The sequence below is a fragment of the Nostoc sp. genome, from assembly GCF_036919815.1.
Lineage (GTDB): Bacteria > Cyanobacteriota > Cyanobacteriia > Cyanobacteriales > Nostocaceae > Nostoc.
Genome location: NZ_JBALCE010000083.1, coordinates 17696 through 38726 on the forward strand (window position 1 = coordinate 17696; position 21031 = coordinate 38726).

The window sequence follows — 21031 nt, forward strand, 5'->3', positions numbered from 1 at the left end:
TATACCTTGTCCCCGTTGTCCCCTCTTCTTCTAGGCTGTCGGAGTCAATGATTGTACTCTTGGTTCCGATTGCCAGTCTAATGGATTCCAAACTCGATCTTCCAGCGCCATCTGCTCAATTAAACTTGCCAGTCTCAGGGCTTTGAGAGCTTGTTCACCACCCACTGAGGGTTGATTGCCACCGTGTACACAGTTGACAAAATGTTCTAATTCTGCACTCAGGGGTTGAACATTGCTGGTGTAGACTTTTTCAATCACACCATCTTGCCTGTAAAGTACTTGTCGATGGTCGGTGAGAGAATTGGCAGTCGTTTGTCGGTGAATCAAAATTTCATTCTTGAGAAAATCTGCCTCAGTAAATGAATTCTTGCAATGGGCGACAATCCGGCGAATTTTTCGGTGGGTGACTTTACTGGCAGTCAGAGTAGCAACTATACCATTGGCAAACCCCAAGGTGGCGGTTACGTAATCTAAATAACCAGAGTCCAGGGCGCGAGTCCCGCTAGCAGTCAATTTCGTGACTGGGGAAGCAGCTAATTCCAAAAGTAGGTCAATGTCATGGATCATTAAATCCAGCACAACCGAAACATCGTTTGCCCGATCTGAGTAAGGACTCATCCTGTGGGCTTCTAGCGCCAGCAATTCCTCTGTTTTCAGCACTTGGCTCAGTTCTTTAAAAGCTGGGTTGAAACGCTCAATATGACCCACTTGCAGGATACACCCAGACTCAGCTGCTGCATTTACTAAAGACTCTGCCTCAGAAATACTGGCTGCGATCGGTTTTTCAATCAAAACATGAATTCCCGCTAACAGACAGTTGATACCCACGGCATAGTGCAGACGGGTGGGAACAGCGACACAAACTGCTTCCACAAGGGGTAGCAGGTCACAGTAATCTTCAAAAAAACGCACCTTGTACTTACTGGCAGTTTCTAATCCTCGCTCAACGTTAATATCTGCCACTCCGACTAGTTCCACATCTTTCATTGAACTCAGCACGCGAGCGTGATGTTGTCCCATGTTACCCACTCCAATCACGCCTATGCGGATCGGTCGTGGCTGGTTACGCTGTGTATATGGATTCGGTTCTGCCACTGACATGCTATTTTGCACTATTATTCTCTCCTCAACCACCAAATTTAGAGACGCTACGGCCGTTGGCGTTTATACTCGAAAGCCAGTTACGATCCGTCTAAAACCATCCAGATGGTAACATAGAGCCTATGTTTATGAAGAATTTCAAAGTTTGTGATCGGTTCCCGTAATCCAAATATCTTTTGTATAGATAGTTCGGGTTTGCTTGAAATTTTACACTTTTTACAAAAAATATATGTCTTTTGATTAACTTTAAAAAATTCAGTAAGACCTAAGTGTAAATTCTCTTTAGCATTGCTTCCTAGCATCTTGTTAAGGTGTGATTTGGCGATTTGAAATCCAAAATTTGCAACCGATATGAAAGCTGTAATTCTGTTATCTGGGGGATTGGACTCTTCCACAATTCTGTACAAAGCTCAGGCTGATGGCTGTGAATGTCATACTATTTCCTTTGATTACCAGCAGCGACACCGCCGAGAGTTAGACTCAGCCCTCGCTGTCGCTCAAAAAGCTGGGATCGTGAAACATCAGGTAGTTAATTTTGATTTACGACAATGGGGCGGTTCAGCACTTACCGATGACGCAATTGATTTACCCCAGGAGCGATCGCTGGATGAAATGTCTCAAAATATTCCTGTAACCTATGTTCCGGCTCGTAATACCATCTTCTTAAGCTTTGCTCTTGGTTACGCCGAAGCGATCGCAGCAGAGCGTGTCTATATCGGTATCAACGCCCTAGATTACTCAGGATATCCTGACTGTCGCCCCGACTATATCCAGGCAATGCAGGAAGTATTTCGCCTGGGAACCAAACAAGGGCGTGAGGGACAACCAATTAATATTGTTGCACCCTTGATCAACTTGAAAAAAACTGAAATCATCCAACTAGGGAACCAATTGGGAGTTCCTTGGGAGCTAACTTGGTCTTGCTATGCCAATGGAAATGTCGCTTGCGGTGTGTGTGATTCTTGTCGCTTGCGGCTAGCAGCTTTTGCCGAATTGGGACTCGTTGATCCACTGGCGTATGCTTCTTGAGTGAGGAGTTAAGAGTTTGGAGTTTGGAGTTTGGAGTTAAAATTCATAACTTAACGTGAATTCGACGGCTTATATAGTGTTCGTCTAATTAGCTGAATCAAAAGACCTCTCCCTGGCTTTTCTAGGTAAAACCGTCCCTCTCCGACGGGCTAGAGGAACAGACTTGAACTTTAATTCAAGGCAGGGAGAGGTTCGTCGAATTCACGTTAACTTAGGACGTTACGGACAATTTGTGGAATGACGAACCACAGAGGCGCAGAGGACACAGAGAAATCAGAGTTTGAGAGATATTTTGCGTAAGTCCTACTCTTAACTCTTAACTCCTAACTCTCAACTCCTAACTCTTCTAACCGTTGCAGTTGAATTTGATGCAGGCGTGGGCCAACAATTGACACGACAGTGAATTCGAGATTTTGATAACATAAGGTTTCGCCTTTGGCAGGAATTTTCTGGAACTGATACAGCAAAAAGCCTCCTAGTGTTTGATATTCTCTTGTTAAGGGCAAATTGAGATGTAAAATCTCATTGAGGTCTTCGAGGTTGATTTGTGCCTGCACCAAAAATTTCTGCTTATCTAACATCTGAATCAGTAAGTCGTCACTGTTTTCAGGTTCGCTGGCGTCGCCAATGATTTCAGCAATGACATCTTTAATTGTCACAAGCCCCACAGTACCACCAAATTCATTCACTACGATGACCATAGCTGGTTTCTCTTGCTGCATCATTGGCAAAAGTTCACTCAAGGATGTGTGTTTTGGAACAAACCGAACTGGACGCATCCAAGGTTGGATTTGTGTCTCTAAACTTAGCTTTCCTAGAGCCAAAGGTTGTGCCAAATCTTTAAAATAAACAATACCGCGTACATCGTCTAAAGATTCACCAATCACAGGATAGCGAGAATAACCAGTAGAAGCCATTTCTTTGAGTAATGTCCCGAAGGTAGCATCTTTTGGCAGCGCGATAATACTGGTGCGGGGGATCATCACATCTTGGGCCATAACATTCCCAAACTCAAAGACATTATTGAGCAATTCTCGCTCTGAACGCTGTAAACCAGTAGACCCCCATTCTGTAGAGATAATCAATTGCAATTCTTCGGGAGTCACAGGCGGCCTCCAGCCTTGACCTGTGTATTGGATGCCAAAAACACGCAATAAGCAACGAGTTGATTGGTTGAGAATCCAGATGAAGGGGCCAAAAAAACGCACGATCGCTTTTACCGAAGGCCCCAAAAACCTAGCTAGCTGTTCTGAGTAGAGCATAGCTAAGGATTTGGGACATAGTTCTCCGATCACAATTTGCAAATAGGCAATCAAGAAAAAGGTGATGGGAATTGATAGGGAATGGGCGATGAAGGTAGTCATCCCAATAGGTAAAGGCCAGGATTTTAACCAGGTATTCACCAGCATGACTATCGTACTTTCTCCAATCCATCCCAGTGCCAAACTAGAAAGGGTAATCCCTAACTGGGTGGTAGATAGTAGTCGGTCAATACTACGTTGTAGCATATCCACAGCGATCGCGGGAATATCCCCAGCCTTAACTAGCTGGTGAATACGCGATCGCCGCACACTCACCATCGAAAATTCCGCCGTCACAAAAAAGGCATTTATGGCAATCAGCAGTAGCACTGATAACAACCGCAGCGCCACATCTGTCCAAATTAAATTAGGAAAACCACTCACCGCCAAAGCTCGTGTAAAACTCACGCCCTCCATTCTTGAATTTTGGATTTTGGATTTTGGATTAAATTTTAGGTGTTAGGGATTAGGTAAATTACTTAGTACCAAGTCCCCAATCTAAAATCTAAAATCTCCAGTTGCCCAATCTACCTTTGTACAGGAATATTCGATGCCTCTAGCTTTAATTCTTGAGCGGGATAATCAGTGAGAGCAAGTGATATCTTTTTGACATCATCAAGTAAAGCTGTGGGAATGCTCACTGTACCGGAAAATGTTGGCCCATTTGCAGGCAATTCTGTTGGTAAACCCTCTGTACTAGCACTCAGAGTTCGTCCTTTATCATCGGTAACATCTAAAAAACTATACAGGAAGCGTACAGAATCTTTACCTTTGTTCTGCATTTTCACTTTCAGTAGCAAATCACCACCAGAGTAGCGGACAGATTGCACAGACATGGTTACACCTTCACTCTGGGCAATAACCGGAAAACCTGGCTGGAGTTTTTCTTCAACCACTTGTGGGGGTTTTTCCTCTGGCTTCTGCTTGCTGCTATTGGTTTCTTCATCATCTTCCTCTGGGTTTTCCGATTTAGCCGCCTTGGTCTTACCCTCAATTCGCGCCTTGACAATTTTCAGGATCTCTTGCTCTTTTAATAGCACTAGTCCTGCCTGTTGGGAGCTATTTGTCTTATTGCTGGCAAATTTGGTTGTTGGACGCCCATCTGGTGTAGTAACGCCTTTAAGTGCTGAACTCCCCAGTTCAAACCCCAAAAACGCGCTCACAGAACCTGCTCCCAACATCAGGATTAACAAAATCAAAGTAAGAAGTACAGTAGAACTTATTTTCATCACTGACAAGCTATCACAAAAGAATGCTGGTCTATTTAAGAATAGTGAAGCTTTTGACCTCAATCCTTAAAGGAACTTAATCAATATTAGTTTGCACTATTTTATGATTAAACTATGTAGTATAAAAATCTGGTAAATTATTGTCCAGTATTCACAGGCGGTAAATTTGTGCTATTATCATCCAATTGGCTAGACTCAGAGCATTGAGGTATTTTCCTCACTCTAAAATTAGCAAATTAGGTTGACCTAAAAGTTAAAGTAATTGACTCATAGGAACCCCAAACCCAACAAAACAAGCGCCTTTGGCCGATTGGGGAGGCAGCGAACTCATAATTCGCCTTCAGGCTGGTTCGATTCCAGCAGGGCGCACTAAATCCTAAATCAGCAAAAACCAGTAATGTGTTATTTTATCAGGGTCTCAATGATGATTGGGACATGAGTAATACTACATTATCTTGAGAATTGCCATAGGTGTTCAACTCCTACACCCTAGATTAATGAATCCTGAGTACTCACCACAAAGGGACACAAGGGGAGGGGAAAATTTTTATAACTCCCAACTCCTGTACAGACGCGATTAATCGCGTCTCTTCTAACTCCCCACTCCCATTCGGCTACGCTCACGGCAAGCCCACTCCCCAATCTTACGGAGGTGATAAAGTTTCAAACCTGAATTCAGTTCCGACTTTGAGTTTGTTGCTATTCACACGAGGAGACATCATCAGCGATGTGTCATAAGGATTTGGTAAATCAGGAGTGCGAATATAAGGATCGTTGCTAACTTGCTGAGTCAGGACATCACGATATAAAGTGTTAAGCAACTCAGCATCGTGGGCAATTTCATTTTCTGGGAAGGAACCACCGAAACTGGAACCAATTCCTAGAAATGAGTCTAGCTGACGCTTGAGGCTACCATTTTCGTAGAAATTGCGATCGTGATTAAAATAAGCTCGTTCAAATACATCATTTGTAGTTTCATAATTGGGTGTTTGTATTTGGGCAGATGCAACAGAGGGAAAAGCAATACCAGCAGCAAGCAGCACTAATAAACCACCAAGGGTTTTTAATTTTATACGCACCTTTCTGACTCCTCAATTTTTGGGCAATCTTAATTTATGCTTAAGTTCAGAACTCTTATGAGTTCAACCTTTGGTGTAGCACAACTTTTAATGTTTTGTAATGACGTATCCTACTGAAACTCCTACCCACTCAGATATTTGGGCAACCACTACTGATTTGATCACCTTGCGCCACAAGCTACTAGATTTATTTTGCCAACTTGCTTATCAAGAGGGTGATTTTCTCCTCTCTTCTGGGCTACGTAGTTCTTATTACGTGAACAAGACACAGGTAACACTCCATCCTCAAGGCGCATTAGCAGTTGGAAGATTGCTGTTTCCTTTACTACCTGTAGATACACAGGCTGTGGGTGGTTTAACATTGGGGGCTGACCCAATTGTGACAGCAGTAAGTCTAGTTTCTGTTTATGAAAAGCGACCGATACCAGCGCTGATTATTCGCAAGGAAGCCAAGGGTTATGGGACGAGAGCTTATATAGAAGGCCCCAGTTTACCAGAAGGTGCAAAAGTAGTAGTTTTGGAAGATGTGGTTACAACTGGGCAATCTGCTCTGAAAGCAGTTGAGCGTCTTCAAGAAGCAGGTTATACCGTAAATCAAGTAATTGCACTGGTAGACCGACAGCAAGGGGGAGGGGAGTTGTACCAGTCAGTTGGGTTAAAGTTTGAAACTTTGTTTTCGATTCAAGAAGTTCAAGAACGCTTTCGACATCTTGCAAATTCTTGAACAATAGGACTTGTACTAAGCTAATGAGTTTTAATTTGCATAACTAGGGCGGGCTTTCCGGCCTACCCCACAAGAGTTTTACTTCCAGGTAATAACGAATACTAACGCTACGCGAACGTGGGTTAAGAACCCTTAATTTTATATTAGTCCGCCTCCGTGGACTACGTTTGTATAATAAAGCCAATTGCTTATCGGGGAAACCCCTATGAGCAACTGGCGCGCGAATTTATATTTGCCCTAGCTCTAAGTTGACACCAATAAGCATTGCTGTACCCCTCTGAGTGGGACGCCAGTTCGCCTAAGTCGGGAGACCCGCCCACGGGACTGGCTCCTGTATTCCATGCAATTGAGAACCGCTATAGTTAAGCAAAGATGTATTTTTATTTACAATTTTTAGTCGCAGCGATCGCACAACCTAATCATCGCTCTTTTAAAAAAAAACTTTTCGATTTTTAGATTCACAACTTTTGATTTCCAAAACGGCTTACTTCAGTTATGCAATCACCAAATCCGATCTCACTTTCCTCACTCACCTCTATACTGACGGCTTTAGAAGTGTGCAGTGATGAATCGGTGTATGCTCCCGGTTCTATTCAGCCGCATGGAATATTGCTGATGCTGCAAGAGCCACACCTGAGAATTTTGCAGATTAGTGAAAATGTGGAACAGTTTTTTGGGATTTCGGCAGAAGCATTGCTGGGTCAACCTTTACAACGGTTGTTTTCTGGCGCTCAAGTGCAGCGACTTGCTGGTTATCTGGCTGAAGAGAACCTGGAGCTTTGCAATCCGTTTGAGCTAAAAACGCGGCGGAGGGTTGCCAAGACTGATTGGCAACGGAAAAATCAGACATTTACAGGTGTAATGCACCGGATAGTAGATGGGTTGATCCTGGAACTAGAACCTGTGCGATCGCTCAAAAGTACCGATTCAACTCAATTTTATCACTGTCTGCAAACCGCGATCGCTAATTTCCGTAATGCCACTAACCTGACGAATCTGGCTCAAACCCTTGCCAAACAGGTGAAAGCAATGACTGGGTTTGATCGGGTGATGATCTACCGCTTTGAGGCAGACGAGAGTGGTGTGGTGATTGCGGAGGAAAAACAGAGCCATCTAGAAAGCTACCTGGGACTGCACTATTTGGCGATAGATATTCCCGCGCCAGCCCGCAAGTTATTTTGCCGCAACTGGATGCGATTTATTCCCGATATCAATTATATCCCTGTCTGCCTGATTGCCACTAAGCATCCTCTGACGGATACACCCCTTGATCTGAGTAATTGTCTGTTACGAGGAGTGTCTCACTTTCACATTGAATACTTACAGAATATGGGGGTTGCTGGGTCGATGACGATTTCGTTGCTCAACGACAAACGCCTCTGGGGATTAATTGCCTGTCATCACTACAACCCGAAACTAGTGGATTATGAAATTCGCAAAGCCTGTGAATTGTTAGGAAAGTTTGGCTCAATCGAACTGGTGTATCAGCAAGAACGAGAATTTGATGTTTACCGAACACAGGTGAAAGCGATTCAGGATGAACTGCAACAGATGTTATTGCAGGAGTTCAATTTTATTGAGCAAGTGTTGATCCGAAATACTTCTCAATTGCTGGATCTAGTTCATGCTCAAGGAGCCGCGATTTTGCTTGACGGTCATCTGACATTAATTGGTCAAACGCCATTGGCTACCCAGGTGCAGGATCTGGTGACGTGGTTGGTGCAACACAAGGGGGAACAAGTGTTTGCTACCAATTCCCTCTCATGTTTATATCCAGATGCGAAGGCATTCAAAAATCAAGCTAGCGGCCTCCTGGCAATTTCAATCTTATTCAACCATGTCAAACAAAAGTCTTACCACATTTTCTGGTTTCGACCGGAGCAAATCCAGACGGTGAATTGGGCGGGTAACCCCCAGGATGCGATCACAATCAACGAAATTGGAGAGATGAAATTGTGTCCCCGGAAATCGTTTGAGATGTGGAAGGAAACCGTGCGGGAAACTTCCTTGCCTTGGGAGGTTGCGGAACTGGAAGCCGCTACTGAGATGCGAAATACGCTGATGTTGGCAGTGCTGGAATTTTCCCAGATAGCCCTAGAAAAAGCCGCAGAACAAGCTGCGATCGCCAGCCGCGCCAAAAGCCAGTTCCTCGCTAAAATGAGTCACGAACTACGGACTCCCCTAAATGCCATTTTGGGATTTACTCAGTTGATGAACCGCAGCGAGAAGATTCCATCTGAGTTTCAAGAAGATTTAGGTATCATCAGCCGCAGTGGAAAACACTTGCTAACTCTGATCAACGATGTGCTGGAAATGTCCAAAATTGAAGCGGGTCAGTTAGAGTTAACAGAAAGCTCTTTCGATTTGCATGAGCTAATCCACTCCATCAGAGATATGGTTGCTCTCAAAGCTTTAGAGAAAGGAATTGATCTGATCACAGAGCAGCATCCCAGCGTTCCTCGCTATGTGTATGGTGACAAATCAAAATTGCTGCAAATTCTGCTCAACCTATTAAGCAATGCGATCAAATTTACGACAACAGGCAGTGTCACCCTGCGATTCCAAGCTTTGGCCGGGAGAGTGGGCAGCGTCAACTCACTTGATTCAATTTCTACCGATGATTCCAAACCAATCATCACTCTTCATTTTGAAGTTGAAGACACTGGATGTGGTATCGTTCAATCCGATATCGAGACTGTGTTTGAAGCCTTCACGCAAATAGAACCAGGTCGCTATGTTCAAGGTACAGGCTTAGGCTTATCGATTAGCCGTCAGTTTGCCCGTTTAATGGGTGGTGATATTACAGCGCGAAGCACCCTGAATCAGAAGTCAACCTTTATTTGTGAGGTTTTACTGAGTCTGGTAAGCTCAGTAGATATCATTGCGCCGGAAACGAATCGCACTGTTATCGGTCTGGAACCGGGACAGCCCACTTATCGGATTCTGGTGGCGGAAGACTTGAGAGAAAATCGTCTGTTGCTCGTCAGCCTATTAGAATTAGTTGGGTTCGAGGTCTGTGCAGCCGAGAACGGAAAGGAGGCGATCGCACTCTGGTCAGAATGGCATCCCCATCTGATTTTAATGGACATTCAAATGCCCGTGATGGATGGCTACGAAACTACTCGGCAAATTCGAGGGAGGGAAGCAGGTAAAGACGTGGTGATTATTGCAGTGACAGCCTATGCTTTTGAGGAAGACTATACCACCAGCATTCAAGCAGGCTGCAACGACCACATCACCAAACCATTTATAGAAGCTATCCTATTTGATCGGATTGCACACTACTTGGGAGTCCGCTACTCCTACCGCGAAGAAGCTTTACCAGGGTTAGACCAGCCAATCTTAGTTCATAAATCTCATAAATCCCTAACTGCCAAAGATTTACAAGTAATGTCGCCAGAGTGGATTATTCAGGTAAATCAAGCAGCCCTGGATCTCAACGATACCAAACTCTACAATCTCATCGCCCAAATCCCCAACCAGGAGCAAGTTCTTGCTAATGCTCTGAAATATCTGGTGGATAACTTCCAGATGGAGGCGATAGCGAAGCGCTGCTGCGAAGCGGAAAAGGAATGGAAAAGAAGAGAATTAATTTAAAATCATCCCAATCCCTCATTTCAGGATAGTAAAACTATGAATTCTCCATTTCCGGGAATGAATCCTTATTTAGAAAATCCTGTGTTCTGGTCAGAAGTAAATCATCGATTGATTACAGCGATCGCAGATACTATTGAGGAAAATATTCCCCCACAGTATCGAGTTGCAATTGAACGACGTACTTATTTAAGTGAGGACTCCGATTCTGTATTAGTTGGTATACCTGATGTTTCTATTTTTTCTCAACAAAAATCACCCCAGCAATACTCATCAACTGCTAGCCAAACAGCGACATCAGAAGGCATCACTGTGATGATACCGTTACCCGAACATATTACGGAAAATTACTTAGAAGTTCGAGAAGTTTCTACAGGTTTTGTGGTGACATCTATCGAAGTTTTATCTCCTAAAAATAAACGCCCAGGCGAAGGTAGAAAAGCCTATCAACGGAAACGCAAACAAGTTTTAGCTAGTCTTTCTCACTTAATCGAAATTGATTTACTCAGAAGTGGAAAACCCATGTCAATTTTAGGGGAAGTTCCTGTAACAGATTATCAAATTATTGTTAGCAGAAGTGAAACACGTCCTCAAGCGAAATTATATGGCTTTATCATCAGAGAAACGATTCCCGTATTTCCATTACCGTTACAGTCAGAAGATATAGAACCAATTGTAGATTTGCAATCTTTATTGCATGGTATATACAATCGTGCAAGATATTACTTAGCAATTGATTATAATCAAGAATCAGTACCACCCCTAAAACCAGAAGATGCTATATGGTCTAATAACCTTTTACGCGAACAAGGGTTAAGGAGTAATTAATAATTGGTAATTGGTTAAAAATTTTTCCCATTTCCCCTATGTCTAATTTACTTAAATCTGCTTCGGAAACGAATATCCTAATCGTGGACGATACCCCCGACAATCTACGATTGTTAGCCAAAATGTTAGAGTCGCATGGTTATATCATCCGTAAATCCCTCAACGGCAGAATGGCATTACAAGCTGCTTATCGACATCCCCCGGATCTGATTCTGCTTGACATCAATATGCCCGAAATGAATGGCTATGAGGTTTGTCAACAATTAAAAGCATCAAAAATAACAGATCAAATTCCGATTATTTTTATTAGTGCCCTTGACCAAATCAATGATAAATTGCAGGCATTTGAAGTGGGTGGACAAGACTATATCACCAAGCCCTTTGAAGAACTTGAAGTGCTAATGCGAGTCAAAAACCAGCTACTCATTAAACAGCAATACCAACAACTTCTTGAACAAAATCAACGCCTAGAGCATGAAATTCAGGAACGCCTGAAGGCTGAAGCAGAGATAAGGGAGCTATCCCTAACTGATGAGTTGACAGGACTATATAATCGACGTGGTTTCTTTTGGCAGGCAAATCAGCAATTCAAAATTCTCCAACGCATACAAATGTTCTGCTACGTTTTGTTTGTTGATATAGATGGTTTAAAGCAGATTAATGACTCTCTAGGGCATGAAATAGGAGACAAAATGATCGTTGATACAGCCCAAATACTAAAGCAAACCTTTCGGGATTCGGATATTATTGCCCGTCTAGGAGGAGACGAGTTTGTAATATTAGTTCATGTCAAATCTAGGAATACAGATGAAATTTATCCTCGATTGCAAACAAATATTGATCGCTTTAATCAAGAGCATAATTACCCATATCAACTATCCATAAGTGTTGGTGTGTCACAATCCGCCTTAAATGAAAACGTTTCACTAGAACAATTGATAGAAGAGGCTGACAAGCTAATGTATGAGGATAAATGCGCTAAACGCCTCGGAAATCATTTAGCACTTACTTGGTATCGACCCACCAAGGGCAGCGATAGGTTACTTCGTTCCAAATAACCATTGTTATGTCATTTTATATTTAAACCTGCCAAAATCAACAAAAGCCAGCAGCGGGATTTGAACTCGCGACCTTCCGATTACAAGTCGGATGCACTACCACTGTGCTATGCTGGCAAATTTGGCGATTGCTCTCAATATAGCAACCACAATTTTTAATTATACCATAATCAACCTATTTGTCTAGATGCGATCGCTAAAAAATATCTGCCTCTTCAGAAATTAGGCTAGAAAACCAGAGATTTTGGCAATATCGCTGCTTTTGTGCGCCTAGATGGTTGAGTTGGCGTAGCAATTGTGATGAATTAACACGGCTGGTAAAGCAACAAAAATATATAATTGTTCTTTACACATCATAAGCATGGCAGTGTTGATCGGACGAGATTTATTAAGTCTGGCGGACATCAGTCCAACGGAACTTCAAGAACTCCTGCAATTGGCAACTCAACTTAAATCACAACAGTTGAAGTTGCAGTGTAATAAAGTTTTGGGGTTGTTGTTCTCCAAAGCTTCAACTCGCACGCGGGTAAGTTTTACTGTGGCGATGTATCAACTGGGGGGACAGGTAATCGATCTCAACCCCAATGTCACTCAAGTTAGTCGCGGGGAACCTTTGCAGGATACGGCGCGGGTGTTAGATCGATATCTGGATATTTTGGCAATTCGCACTTTTGCACAGCAGGATTTAGAAATTTTTGCTGATTATGCCAAGATTCCGGTGATTAATGCGCTGACTGATGCAGAACATCCCTGTCAGGTATTAGCGGATTTATTGACGATTCAAGAAGGCTTTGGCACCCTTGCTGGGTTAACTTTAACCTACGTGGGTGATGGGAATAATGTGGCTAATTCTCTGATGTTGGGCTGTGCTTTGGTGGGAATGAATGTCAGAATTGCTACCCCTAGTGGATATGAGCCAGATTCTAGAATTGTAGAACAAGCAAGAGCGATCGCTAATCACAAAACTGAAGTCCTCCTCACTCATGATCCAGAATTAGCAGCTAAGGGAGCTGCTGTACTTTATACTGATGTTTGGGCGAGTATGGGGCAAGAAGCAGAAGCAGGCGATCGGATGCCAATTTTCCAGCCTTACCAAATTTCAGAGCAGCTATTGAGCCTTGCTGATCCAGAGGCAATTGTTTTACACTGCTTACCAGCCCATCGCGGTGAAGAAATTACCGAATCTGTTATTGAAGGTTCGCAATCACGAGTTTGGGAACAGGCAGAAAACCGCTTGCACGCCCAAAAAGCTTTACTTGCCAGTATCTTAGGGGCAGAATGAAAGGAGTAGAGACGCGATTAATCGCGTCTCTACAAGTCAAGAGACGTGATTAATCGCGTCTGTACAGGAGTTAGGAGTCAGAATAGCGAGTGTGCAATTGGCTCTTGACTGCTTCTTGGTTAAAAATCCTAAGTGACATGACTGCGACCTAAAGGTACGGAGCTTCTAAACCTCACGATTTAGATTTTCTGGTTATTTCCTTACGGTTTTTCACCCACTATCTAGATATGCAGTTACCCACATATCCCCGACGCTCTGATTGCCCAGACAGTTTCCAATCCCTGTCTATCCATCGGTACAAATACAAGAAGAGTTTATATCGTTTGGAGGTTCCGGCTTGTGCCTAACTTTTACTCTCAAGATATCCGTTTCTTGCTCTCGGTGTATACATTCTACCACAAAGCCGTCTTAGAAAGACGGGGTTTTAGACCCCATTTCTTGATAAATGGGTAAAAGAAAAGAGAATATTCTTTGTTTTGCCTTTCATATTTTTACTTTTCTCTTGTTATAGGGAGTTTTTTGTAGTACTAATGTTCTAGACACATTTATAATTACTTCTGGCAAATTTATGGAACGTCTAACGGAAGCTCAACAAGAACTTTACGAATGGTTAGGAGAATACATTCGATCGCACCAGCATTCGCCTTCAATTCGGCAAATGATGCAAGCGATGAATTTGAAGTCACCAGCACCAATTCAAAGTCGCTTAGAACATTTACGCACTAAAGGATATATAGAATGGACTGAAGGCCAAGCGCGAACGATTCGGATTTTGCGTGGTGTTAAGCAAGGTGTGCCAATTTTGGGGACGATCGCTGCTGGTGGTTTAATAGAACCGTTTACCGATGCTGTAGATCATCTAGACTTTTCTAATTTCGAGTTACCTCCCCAAACCTACGCCTTGCGGGTAGCTGGCGATAGCATGATTGAAGATTTAATTGCTGATGGCGATGTCGTATTCCTGCGTCCAGTAGCAGAACCAAATCATTTAAAAAATGGTACTATCGTCGCCGCCAGAGTTGATGGATTCGGTACGACATTAAAACGTTTTTATCGTCAAGGCGATCGCGTCACCCTCAAACCAGCAAATCCTAAGTATAATCCGATTGAAGTCAGTGCTATGCAAGTGCAGGTGCAAGGTTCACTTATTGGTGTTTGGCGCGGTTACAACTGAGTAATGGGAAGTGAGAATTTTAGATTTTAGATTTTAGATTAAAGAATTGAAATTTAATCCAAAAGATGCTCGCGGACTCGCTAACGCTACGCTATCGTCAATCCAAAATCCAAAATTGAATTGCCCAATGCCCAATGCCCATTTGCTTAATATATGTACCTGACGCCAAATCCAGTGCAGCAACTGCCCACTTTCCGCGAAAGTGACCACGGGGATACTCCCCGTGGCGCATTTCGATTAAAATTACCAATTGCAAGGGAAAGTAAGGGCAGTTATTACACTTCGCAACCATTACCAGGATGCCCAAGAATGCCTCCATCTCTGCAATTGCGGCAATATCAGCGACAAGCGATCGCTAGCTGGTTTACCAACAATGGCAGAGGGACGCTGAAAATGGCTACTGGTAGTGGTAAAACGATTACTGCACTAGCGATCGCTTGTGAATTATATCAGCAGATTAATTTACAAGTGTTGTTGGTGGTGTGTCCCTACCGTCATCTCGTCACCCAATGGGCGCGAGAATGTGAAAAATTTAATTTGCAACCCATTTTAGCTTTCGAGAATTTACGCACTTGGCAAAGTCAACTTTCGACGCAAATTTATAATCTGCGTTCTGGTTCTCAACGGTTTGTCACGGTGATTACTACGAACTCTACTTTAATTGGAGATGGGTTTCAGTCTCAACTCAAATATTTTCCTGCCAAAACTTTAATTATTGGGGATGAGGCGCATAATTTAGGCGCACCCAAGTTAGAAGAAAGTTTACCACGCAGTGTTGGGTTGAGACTAGCTTTATCTGCCACACCGGAAAGGTATTTTGATGATTTTGGCACGCAATCTCTATTTGATTATTTTGGGCCAGTTCTCCAGCCAGAGTTCACTTTAAGGGATGCGATCGCTCAAGGTGCTTTGGTACATTATCTGTATTATCCGGTGCTGGTAGAGTTAACTGAAGCAGAAAGTATTGCTTATTTAAAGTTAACTAAAAGAATTGGGCGATCGCTACTTTATCGAGATCGAGATAATGGACAAGCGGGATTTGAAGACAATGAAGATTTAAAGCCATTGTTGATGCAAAGAGCAAGATTAATTGGGGCGGCGGAAAATAAATTAAATGCTTTACGGGATTTAATGGCAACTCGCCGCGAAACTACTCACACTCTTTTTTATTGTAGTGATGGTTCACAGGATGCGGGACAACGTTCATCTCTACGCCAACTTAAAGCTGTTGCTAAAATTCTGGGTGTGGATTTAGAGTATAAGGTAAGCACCTATACAGCCCAAACATCTTTACAAGAGAGGGAAATTTTACGCCGTCAATTTGAAAGTGGTGAGTTGCAGGGTTTGGTGGCAATTCGTTGTTTAGATGAAGGTGTTGATATTCCGGCAATTCAAACTGCGGTGATTTTATCAAGTTCTGGTAATCCTCGCCAATTTATCCAGCGACGGGGGCGAGTTTTGCGTCCTCATCCTGCTAAGGAACGCGCTACTATATTTGATATGATTGTTTTGCCACCAGATTTAGATAGAGAAACGATAGAAGTTGAGCGTAATCTTTTGAAAAAGGAATTGCGTCGCTTTGTGGAATTTGCTGATTTGGCTGATAACGCAGGCGTTGCCAGAATGAAATTACTCGATTTACAAAAGCGATATGGTTTATTAGATATTTGATCATAGCAATCTTAAATCATTTGTGAAAAGTTAGATCCCCGACAACTTTTACGAAGTCGGGGATCTTTATCCTTCAATTCTCATAACTCATCTAGGATTGCTATATTTGTATTATTTTGTAAAAATTTTTCGAGTTTATAAAAAAGAAGCATTAAGTATGAAATAATAATATTATGAGTTTGATAATAATGGAATGTAAGTAAAAATTTTAAAGGTACTTACATCCGATTATAAAGTAGATTGTTATTATTTATAATAACAGAAAACGATTAAAGAATAAAGTGGTTTTTCAAAGAAAATTATAAATTTGCAAAAACTATTTTTTCCAAAAATTAAAGATAACGCAAACAGTGGTTTTACGGAGGTAAATACAGCACTAGAGGAAGTTAAAATATAGAAAAAGTATATTTAAAAACCCAATATGTCACAAGATGCGAATATTGATGATGTGCAGGAGCCAATAACCAGCGCTTTGCCGGAAGTACGGCAAATTATTGAGCGGGTATGGAAGCTGGAAAAAGGCAGGCTAGATAAAAAGATTAACAGCCATATAAACGATCATATTTTGGACATTATTAAGGAAGAGGTGCGATGAAGCTAACTTCAATCAAACTCTGCAACTTTCGCTCCTTTTATGGTACGACACCAGAGATGATCCTGGCTGGGGGAGATGTTCATAACACGACGATTATTCATGGCAATAATGGCTCTGGGAAAACCAGTTTATTGAATGCCTTTACTTGGGTATTGTATGATAAATTTAGTGCGGCGTTTGCATCGATAGAACAGTTAGTAAATAAGCGTGCGATCGCTGAAGCTCAAAAAGGTCAAACTATAGAATGTTGGGTAGAAATTGGCTGGGAACATGAAGGTAAACGTTATCGAGTTAAACGCGCCTGTCGGGGTTATAAAAACGAAAGTGATTTTGACGCCGGCAAAACCCAATTAACCATGTGGGTTGGTGGTGATGATGGGAAATGGAATATACCAAATCAGCAACCAGACGATATAATTAATCAAATTTTACCCGCTACTTTACATCAATATTTTTTCTTTGACGGCGAACGAATTGAAGAAATAGTCCGTTCTGACAAAAAAGCTGAAATTGCTGAAGCTACAAAAATTTTCTTGGGTGTGGAGGTAATTAACCGTTCTATCAGACATTTGGGAGATGCTAAAAAAACTCTAGAAAATGAGTTAAAAGCTATTGGTGATTCCCAAACTAAAGAACTGTTACAACAGCAAGAAAAGATAGAACAAGAGCGTGAACGCATTGCCAAACGGCAAATAGAAATTAAAGAAGAGTTAAAATATCAACAAACTTTTAAAAAAGAGACAAGTAACCGTTTGCGAGAACTTAGTGCTGCTAAGGAATTGCAATCAAGATGGCAAAATTTAGAATCGCAGAAGACGGCGAATCAAGAAGAATATAAAAAAACTAAAGAAGCGCTGAAAAAAGTTATTTCCGCGCGGGGTTATACCGTTTTATTGTCAGAAACTACATCCCAGTTTCGCGGAATTATCAATGATTTGAAGCAGCGAGGCGAGTTAACATCAGGAATTTCGCGGGAATTTGTGAATGATTTACTCAATTCTCAACGCTGTATTTGTGGTGCAGAATTACACGAGGGTAATCATTCTCATACTCATGTGAGTACCTGGTTAAATAAAGCAGGTTCTTCGGCGGTAGAAGAAACTGCAATTCGGATGATAGCTCAAGTAGATGAAATTGATAAGCAAGCTATAGGATTTTGGGAAGAAGTTGATAGAGAACAAACTAGGATTAATCAATTAAGGCAAAGCATATCTCAAATTGAAGGCGATTTAGACAATATTCAAGAACGGTTGCGAAAAGATGCTAATGAAGAAATTAGCAGTTTGCAAAAACGGTTAGATGAAATTGAAAGTAAAATTGATGCATTAAATCGAGAACAGGGTGCAAATCAGCAGCAAATTGCTCAACTTACAACTGAAATTGAAGGTTTAAACAAACAAATTGCCAAACAAAAGCTGAATGAAGACAAGCAAACTTTAGCACAGCGACGAATTAACGCTACTCAAGATGCAATCGAACGGTTAACGGAAGTTAAAAATCGTCAAGAACAACAATTTCGCTTGCAACTAGAAAAGCGAGTCCAAGAGATATTCACAGAAATTTCTGTGACTCCATACATTCCTAAAATTAGCGATAAATATGAACTGACATTAGTAGAAAATACTACAGGTATAGAAGCACCAGTTGCAGCATCCACCGGGGAGAATCAAATTCTCAGTTTGTCCTTTATTGCCAGCATTATTGACAAAGTAAGGGAATGGAGTGAGAAGCGAAAAATGATGATGATTCCCGATAGTAGCACTTTTCCAATTGTCATGGATTCACCTTTCGGTAGTTTAGATGAAAGTTCGCGGCGACACATTGCTAAGACAATTCCTGAATTAGCGAATCAGTTGATAGTTTTAGTTACTAAGACTCAGTGGCGGGGTGAAGTAGAAGCAGAAATGACAGATAGAATTGGTAGAGAATATGTGCTTACGTATTATTCTTCTAAGGCGGATTGCGAACAAGATTATATTGAGTTGGCTGGGGAAAGATATCCTTTGGTGAAACAAAGCCCGAACGAGTATGAATATACTGAAATTATCGCGGTTGAACGTAATGTTTAAAGGATAAAGTTATGATTGCGAATCCAGACAGTAAGTATATGACTCCCCAGGAATACCTGGAATGGGAAGAACACCAAGATATTAAATATGAATATATCAATGGTGAAGTCTTCGCTATGACTGGGGGTACTATTCCCCATACTAGTATTGCCTTAAACTTAGCTTCAGCATTAAAAAGCCATCTGCGGGGAGGTTCTTGTCGAGCTTTTATGGCAGATGCAAAAGTAGGAGTAACTGAGAACGGGCCGTTTCACTACCCAGATGTTGTGGTGAGTTGTGATGAAAGAGATAGACAAGCGATTAAATTTATTCAGTATCCTTGTTTAATTGTTGAAGTTCTTTCCCCTAGCACGGAAGCTTACGACAGAGGCGGGAAATTTACGCAGTATCGTCGTATCGAGACTTTACAAGAATATGTCCTCATTGATGCTGAAAAAATCAGTTTAGATTGCTTTCGTATAAATGACAAAGGAATTTGGGAGTTACACCCTTATGAACAAGGGGATGAAGTTCATTTAACTAGTGTTGATTTCGACTTTCCTATTTCTTTGGTTTACGAAGATATTCAGTTTCCAATATAAGTTTGGATCTTCAGTACATAGTATAATCACAAGATTCAGATCCCCGACTTCTCTAAGAAGTCGGGGATCTAGTTGTTCACAAATGATTAAGTAGGGCTATAGTTAAAATGCCAATTTAATAAGCATCTAACTCAAAAGTTTTTAACCAAGTGTGATAAGCTAATGTACTTTTAATTTGCATAACCAGGGCGGGCAAGATGCCCACCCCACAAGATTTTTACTTCCAGGTAATATACAAGTTAAATGTCCAACAGCTTATCAAAAATGAGTCTACTTTGTTTGTGCAACTCGCTGCACGCGCAAACCCTCTGTGTCATCAACCGTAGGAGTGGCAATGAGCGATTCATTTCCTGTCAGACCTGATGTAATTTCTATTTCAGTACCATAATCTCGCCCAACGACAACTTTTTGATAATGCACTGTTTGGTCTTTAGTTACAGTTGCTACCTGCGTACCTCCGGCGTTCACGACTAAGGCACTATCTGGCACAACAAAGGGAGGATTGGTGCGGTTAATCGCAAATTTCACATTGGCATACATTCCAGGTCGCAGCGTAGCTTCGGAATTATGCACTTCTAATTGTGCCAGCAAAGTGCGAGTATTTGGATCTATAGCGTTGCTAGTACGCACTACTTTACCCGTAAATACTTGTTGTGGTAACTCTTTGACTGTAATTTGTGCTGTTTGACCAGTCTGAAGTGACTGTGATAAACTCTGTGGAACACTCACATTTACGTTTAGCTTGTCATAAGCAGCAATAGTATAAAGGCTGGTATTAGTGTTGCTGGTATTAGTGTTGCCACTACCTGCTGAAATTAAAACACCTGTATTTACATTACGTGCGGTAATCACTCCTGAAAAGGGAGCAGTGACTTTGTTATAAGACTGCAATACAGTATTACGCTGGAAGTTTGCTTGACTTGCGTAGACGTTAGCTTGTGCTGCTTTGATGTTGGCAGAGTTGGAATTAATAGTGTTTTGTGCTGCCTCAACGTTGGCAAGATTAGCCTGATATGTAGCATATTTTGTATCTGCTTCTTGTTGAGCGACTGCACCTTTCTTAACAAGAACTTGCCAGCGCTCCCAGCTCTGACGTGCGATCAATAGATTAGCGCGGGCTTGCTTCAAATCAGAAATACCTTTAGCTAAATTAGCACGAGTTTGAAGCACGTTAGCTTGTGCTTGCACTAATTCTGCCTTTGCTTGCAGAACTTGCTGATCGGTGTCTGGTGAATCAATCTCTGCCAACAACTGACCAGATCGGACGCGATCGCCAATGTCTGCATACCACCGCCGCAAATACCCAGTACTGCGAGCGTAGATGGTCGTTTGGTTAAGGGCTACAACACTCCCAGGTAGTTCCAATTTGGTAGAAGCAGTGGCGCGACGGGGAGTGATCACGTTGACTGTGGGTAGGGTGTTTGCTTCCTTAACTGCTGCTTGTAATTCTGACCTTTGGCTTAACCGAGGCAGAATACCTATGGCCAGTAGGCTAGCAAAAAAAACAGCCCCAATTACAGCCCAACCAATTCCACCAATGCCACGCTTTTGTTTTCTAGAAGTCGTTTGTTGTTCAGAATCAGGAGATGGACGATGCTGAGAATCCATAGGTAAACTGTCCCATATTATCTAAGAAAGCAGAAGTTTAGCAGCTAGAGTCATTACCATGATTGGCTTTGACTATTTTTTTTGTAGCCCAATACGGTTGGGTTAAGG

The 21031-nt window shown here is 42.0% G+C and carries 17 protein-coding genes and 2 tRNA genes; 12 read left to right on the forward strand and 7 right to left on the reverse strand.

Going from position 1 to position 21031, the window contains the following annotated elements:
- Positions 1-30 precede the first annotated feature (30 nt).
- On the reverse strand, positions 31-1113 hold the full coding sequence (locus tag V7K15_RS19275; protein WP_334907728.1) for a Gfo/Idh/MocA family oxidoreductase: 1083 nt from the start codon (positions 1111-1113) through the stop codon (positions 31-33).
- A 339-nt stretch (positions 1114-1452) separates the two neighbouring features.
- Between V7K15_RS19275 and queC the strand changes: the two genes are divergently transcribed.
- Positions 1453-2130: a 7-cyano-7-deazaguanine synthase QueC gene (gene queC, locus V7K15_RS19280; protein ID WP_334907730.1), complete on the forward strand. Its 678-nt coding sequence runs from the start codon at positions 1453-1455 to the stop codon at positions 2128-2130.
- A gap of 323 nt (positions 2131-2453) precedes the next feature.
- Here queC and V7K15_RS19285 read toward each other — a convergent pair whose 3' ends face one another.
- A complete protein-coding gene (locus tag V7K15_RS19285; RefSeq protein WP_334907732.1) occupies positions 2454-3848 on the reverse strand; it encodes a hemolysin family protein in 1395 nt (464 codons plus the stop codon).
- 110 nt (positions 3849-3958) lie between these two features.
- Positions 3959-4660 carry a hypothetical protein gene (locus tag V7K15_RS19290; protein WP_334907734.1) on the reverse strand — a complete coding sequence of 234 codons (702 nt, stop codon included), beginning with the start codon at positions 4658-4660 and terminating at the stop codon, positions 3959-3961.
- A gap of 296 nt (positions 4661-4956) precedes the next feature.
- On the opposite strand from V7K15_RS19290, the gene V7K15_RS19295 reads away from it, so the two are divergent.
- Positions 4957-5029, forward strand: a tRNA-Ile gene (locus V7K15_RS19295).
- Between the two features lie 275 nt (positions 5030-5304).
- On the opposite strand, the gene V7K15_RS19300 is transcribed toward V7K15_RS19295, so the two are convergent.
- Positions 5305-5739, reverse strand: a complete 435-nt coding sequence (locus V7K15_RS19300; protein WP_334907736.1) for a hypothetical protein — start codon at positions 5737-5739, stop codon at positions 5305-5307.
- 100 nt (positions 5740-5839) lie between these two features.
- Between V7K15_RS19300 and pyrE the strand changes: the two genes are divergently transcribed.
- The 4 genes from pyrE (at position 5840) to V7K15_RS19320 (ending at position 11943) form a co-directional block, all read left to right on the forward strand.
- A complete protein-coding gene (gene pyrE, locus V7K15_RS19305) occupies positions 5840-6463 on the forward strand; it encodes an orotate phosphoribosyltransferase (protein WP_334907739.1) in 624 nt (207 codons plus the stop codon).
- Between the two features lie 495 nt (positions 6464-6958).
- Positions 6959-10060 carry a response regulator gene (locus V7K15_RS19310; protein ID WP_334907741.1) on the forward strand — a complete coding sequence of 1034 codons (3102 nt, stop codon included), beginning with the start codon at positions 6959-6961 and terminating at the stop codon, positions 10058-10060.
- A 36-nt stretch (positions 10061-10096) separates the two neighbouring features.
- Positions 10097-10885, forward strand: a complete 789-nt coding sequence (locus tag V7K15_RS19315) for a DUF4058 family protein (RefSeq protein WP_334907743.1) — start codon at positions 10097-10099, stop codon at positions 10883-10885.
- Positions 10886-10923: 38 nt separating this feature from the next.
- Positions 10924-11943 carry a GGDEF domain-containing response regulator gene (locus V7K15_RS19320; protein ID WP_334907745.1) on the forward strand — a complete coding sequence of 340 codons (1020 nt, stop codon included), beginning with the start codon at positions 10924-10926 and terminating at the stop codon, positions 11941-11943.
- A 45-nt stretch (positions 11944-11988) separates the two neighbouring features.
- On the opposite strand, the gene V7K15_RS19325 is transcribed toward V7K15_RS19320, so the two are convergent.
- Positions 11989-12060 (reverse strand) — tRNA-Thr (locus tag V7K15_RS19325).
- A gap of 244 nt (positions 12061-12304) precedes the next feature.
- Here V7K15_RS19325 and argF point away from each other — a divergent pair.
- Together argF and lexA are read left to right on the forward strand one after the other, a co-directional pair.
- Positions 12305-13225, forward strand: coding sequence for an ornithine carbamoyltransferase (argF, locus tag V7K15_RS19330; protein ID WP_334907747.1), 921 nt, complete (start codon positions 12305-12307; stop codon positions 13223-13225).
- A 568-nt stretch (positions 13226-13793) separates the two neighbouring features.
- Entirely contained in the window at positions 13794-14399 is a 606-nt protein-coding gene (gene lexA, locus V7K15_RS19335) for a transcriptional repressor LexA (protein ID WP_334907749.1), read from the forward strand.
- Positions 14400-14496: 97 nt separating this feature from the next.
- On the opposite strand, the gene V7K15_RS19340 is transcribed toward lexA, so the two are convergent.
- Complete coding sequence (locus tag V7K15_RS19340; RefSeq protein WP_334907858.1) at positions 14497-14691, reverse strand: hypothetical protein; 195 nt, start codon at positions 14689-14691, stop codon at positions 14497-14499.
- Here V7K15_RS19340 and V7K15_RS19345 point away from each other — a divergent pair.
- The 4 genes from V7K15_RS19345 (at position 14649) to V7K15_RS19360 (ending at position 19315) form a co-directional block, all read left to right on the forward strand.
- Positions 14649-16070, forward strand: a complete 1422-nt coding sequence (locus tag V7K15_RS19345) for a DNA phosphorothioation system restriction enzyme (RefSeq protein WP_334907850.1) — start codon at positions 14649-14651, stop codon at positions 16068-16070. The genes V7K15_RS19340 and V7K15_RS19345 overlap by 43 nt on opposite strands.
- A gap of 421 nt (positions 16071-16491) precedes the next feature.
- Positions 16492-16665: a hypothetical protein gene (locus tag V7K15_RS19350; protein ID WP_334907751.1), complete on the forward strand. Its 174-nt coding sequence runs from the start codon at positions 16492-16494 to the stop codon at positions 16663-16665.
- Positions 16662-18734, forward strand: a complete 2073-nt coding sequence (locus tag V7K15_RS19355) for an AAA family ATPase (protein WP_334907753.1) — start codon at positions 16662-16664, stop codon at positions 18732-18734. The genes V7K15_RS19350 and V7K15_RS19355 overlap by 4 nt, the downstream gene beginning before the upstream one ends.
- 11 nt (positions 18735-18745) lie before the next feature.
- Positions 18746-19315, forward strand: a complete 570-nt coding sequence (locus V7K15_RS19360) for a Uma2 family endonuclease (protein ID WP_334907756.1) — start codon at positions 18746-18748, stop codon at positions 19313-19315.
- A 270-nt stretch (positions 19316-19585) separates the two neighbouring features.
- Here the strand turns inward: V7K15_RS19360 and V7K15_RS19365 are convergent, their stop codons facing one another.
- Entirely contained in the window at positions 19586-20923 is a 1338-nt protein-coding gene (locus tag V7K15_RS19365) for an efflux RND transporter periplasmic adaptor subunit (RefSeq protein ID WP_334907758.1), read from the reverse strand.
- Between the last annotated feature and the right edge of the window lie 108 nt (positions 20924-21031).

Coding starts and splice junctions, on each gene's coding strand:
- queC (WP_334907730.1), top strand. CDS start 1,453: ATGAAAGCTGTAATTCTGTTATCTGGGGGATTGGACTCTTCCACAATT.
- V7K15_RS19285 (WP_334907732.1), bottom strand. CDS start 3,848: ATGGAGGGCGTGAGTTTTACACGAGCTTTGGCGGTGAGTGGTTTTCCT.
- V7K15_RS19290 (WP_334907734.1), bottom strand. CDS start 4,660: ATGAAAATAAGTTCTACTGTACTTCTTACTTTGATTTTGTTAATCCTG.
- pyrE (WP_334907739.1), top strand. CDS start 5,840: ATGACGTATCCTACTGAAACTCCTACCCACTCAGATATTTGGGCAACC.
- V7K15_RS19310 (WP_334907741.1), top strand. CDS start 6,959: ATGCAATCACCAAATCCGATCTCACTTTCCTCACTCACCTCTATACTG.
- V7K15_RS19315 (WP_334907743.1), top strand. CDS start 10,097: ATGAATTCTCCATTTCCGGGAATGAATCCTTATTTAGAAAATCCTGTG.
- V7K15_RS19320 (WP_334907745.1), top strand. CDS start 10,924: ATGTCTAATTTACTTAAATCTGCTTCGGAAACGAATATCCTAATCGTG.
- argF (WP_334907747.1), top strand. CDS start 12,305: ATGGCAGTGTTGATCGGACGAGATTTATTAAGTCTGGCGGACATCAGT.
- lexA (WP_334907749.1), top strand. CDS start 13,794: ATGGAACGTCTAACGGAAGCTCAACAAGAACTTTACGAATGGTTAGGA.
- V7K15_RS19340 (WP_334907858.1), bottom strand. CDS start 14,691: ATGGTTGCGAAGTGTAATAACTGCCCTTACTTTCCCTTGCAATTGGTA.
- V7K15_RS19350 (WP_334907751.1), top strand. CDS start 16,492: ATGTCACAAGATGCGAATATTGATGATGTGCAGGAGCCAATAACCAGC.
- V7K15_RS19355 (WP_334907753.1), top strand. CDS start 16,662: ATGAAGCTAACTTCAATCAAACTCTGCAACTTTCGCTCCTTTTATGGT.
- V7K15_RS19360 (WP_334907756.1), top strand. CDS start 18,746: ATGATTGCGAATCCAGACAGTAAGTATATGACTCCCCAGGAATACCTG.
- V7K15_RS19365 (WP_334907758.1), bottom strand. CDS start 20,923: ATGGATTCTCAGCATCGTCCATCTCCTGATTCTGAACAACAAACGACT.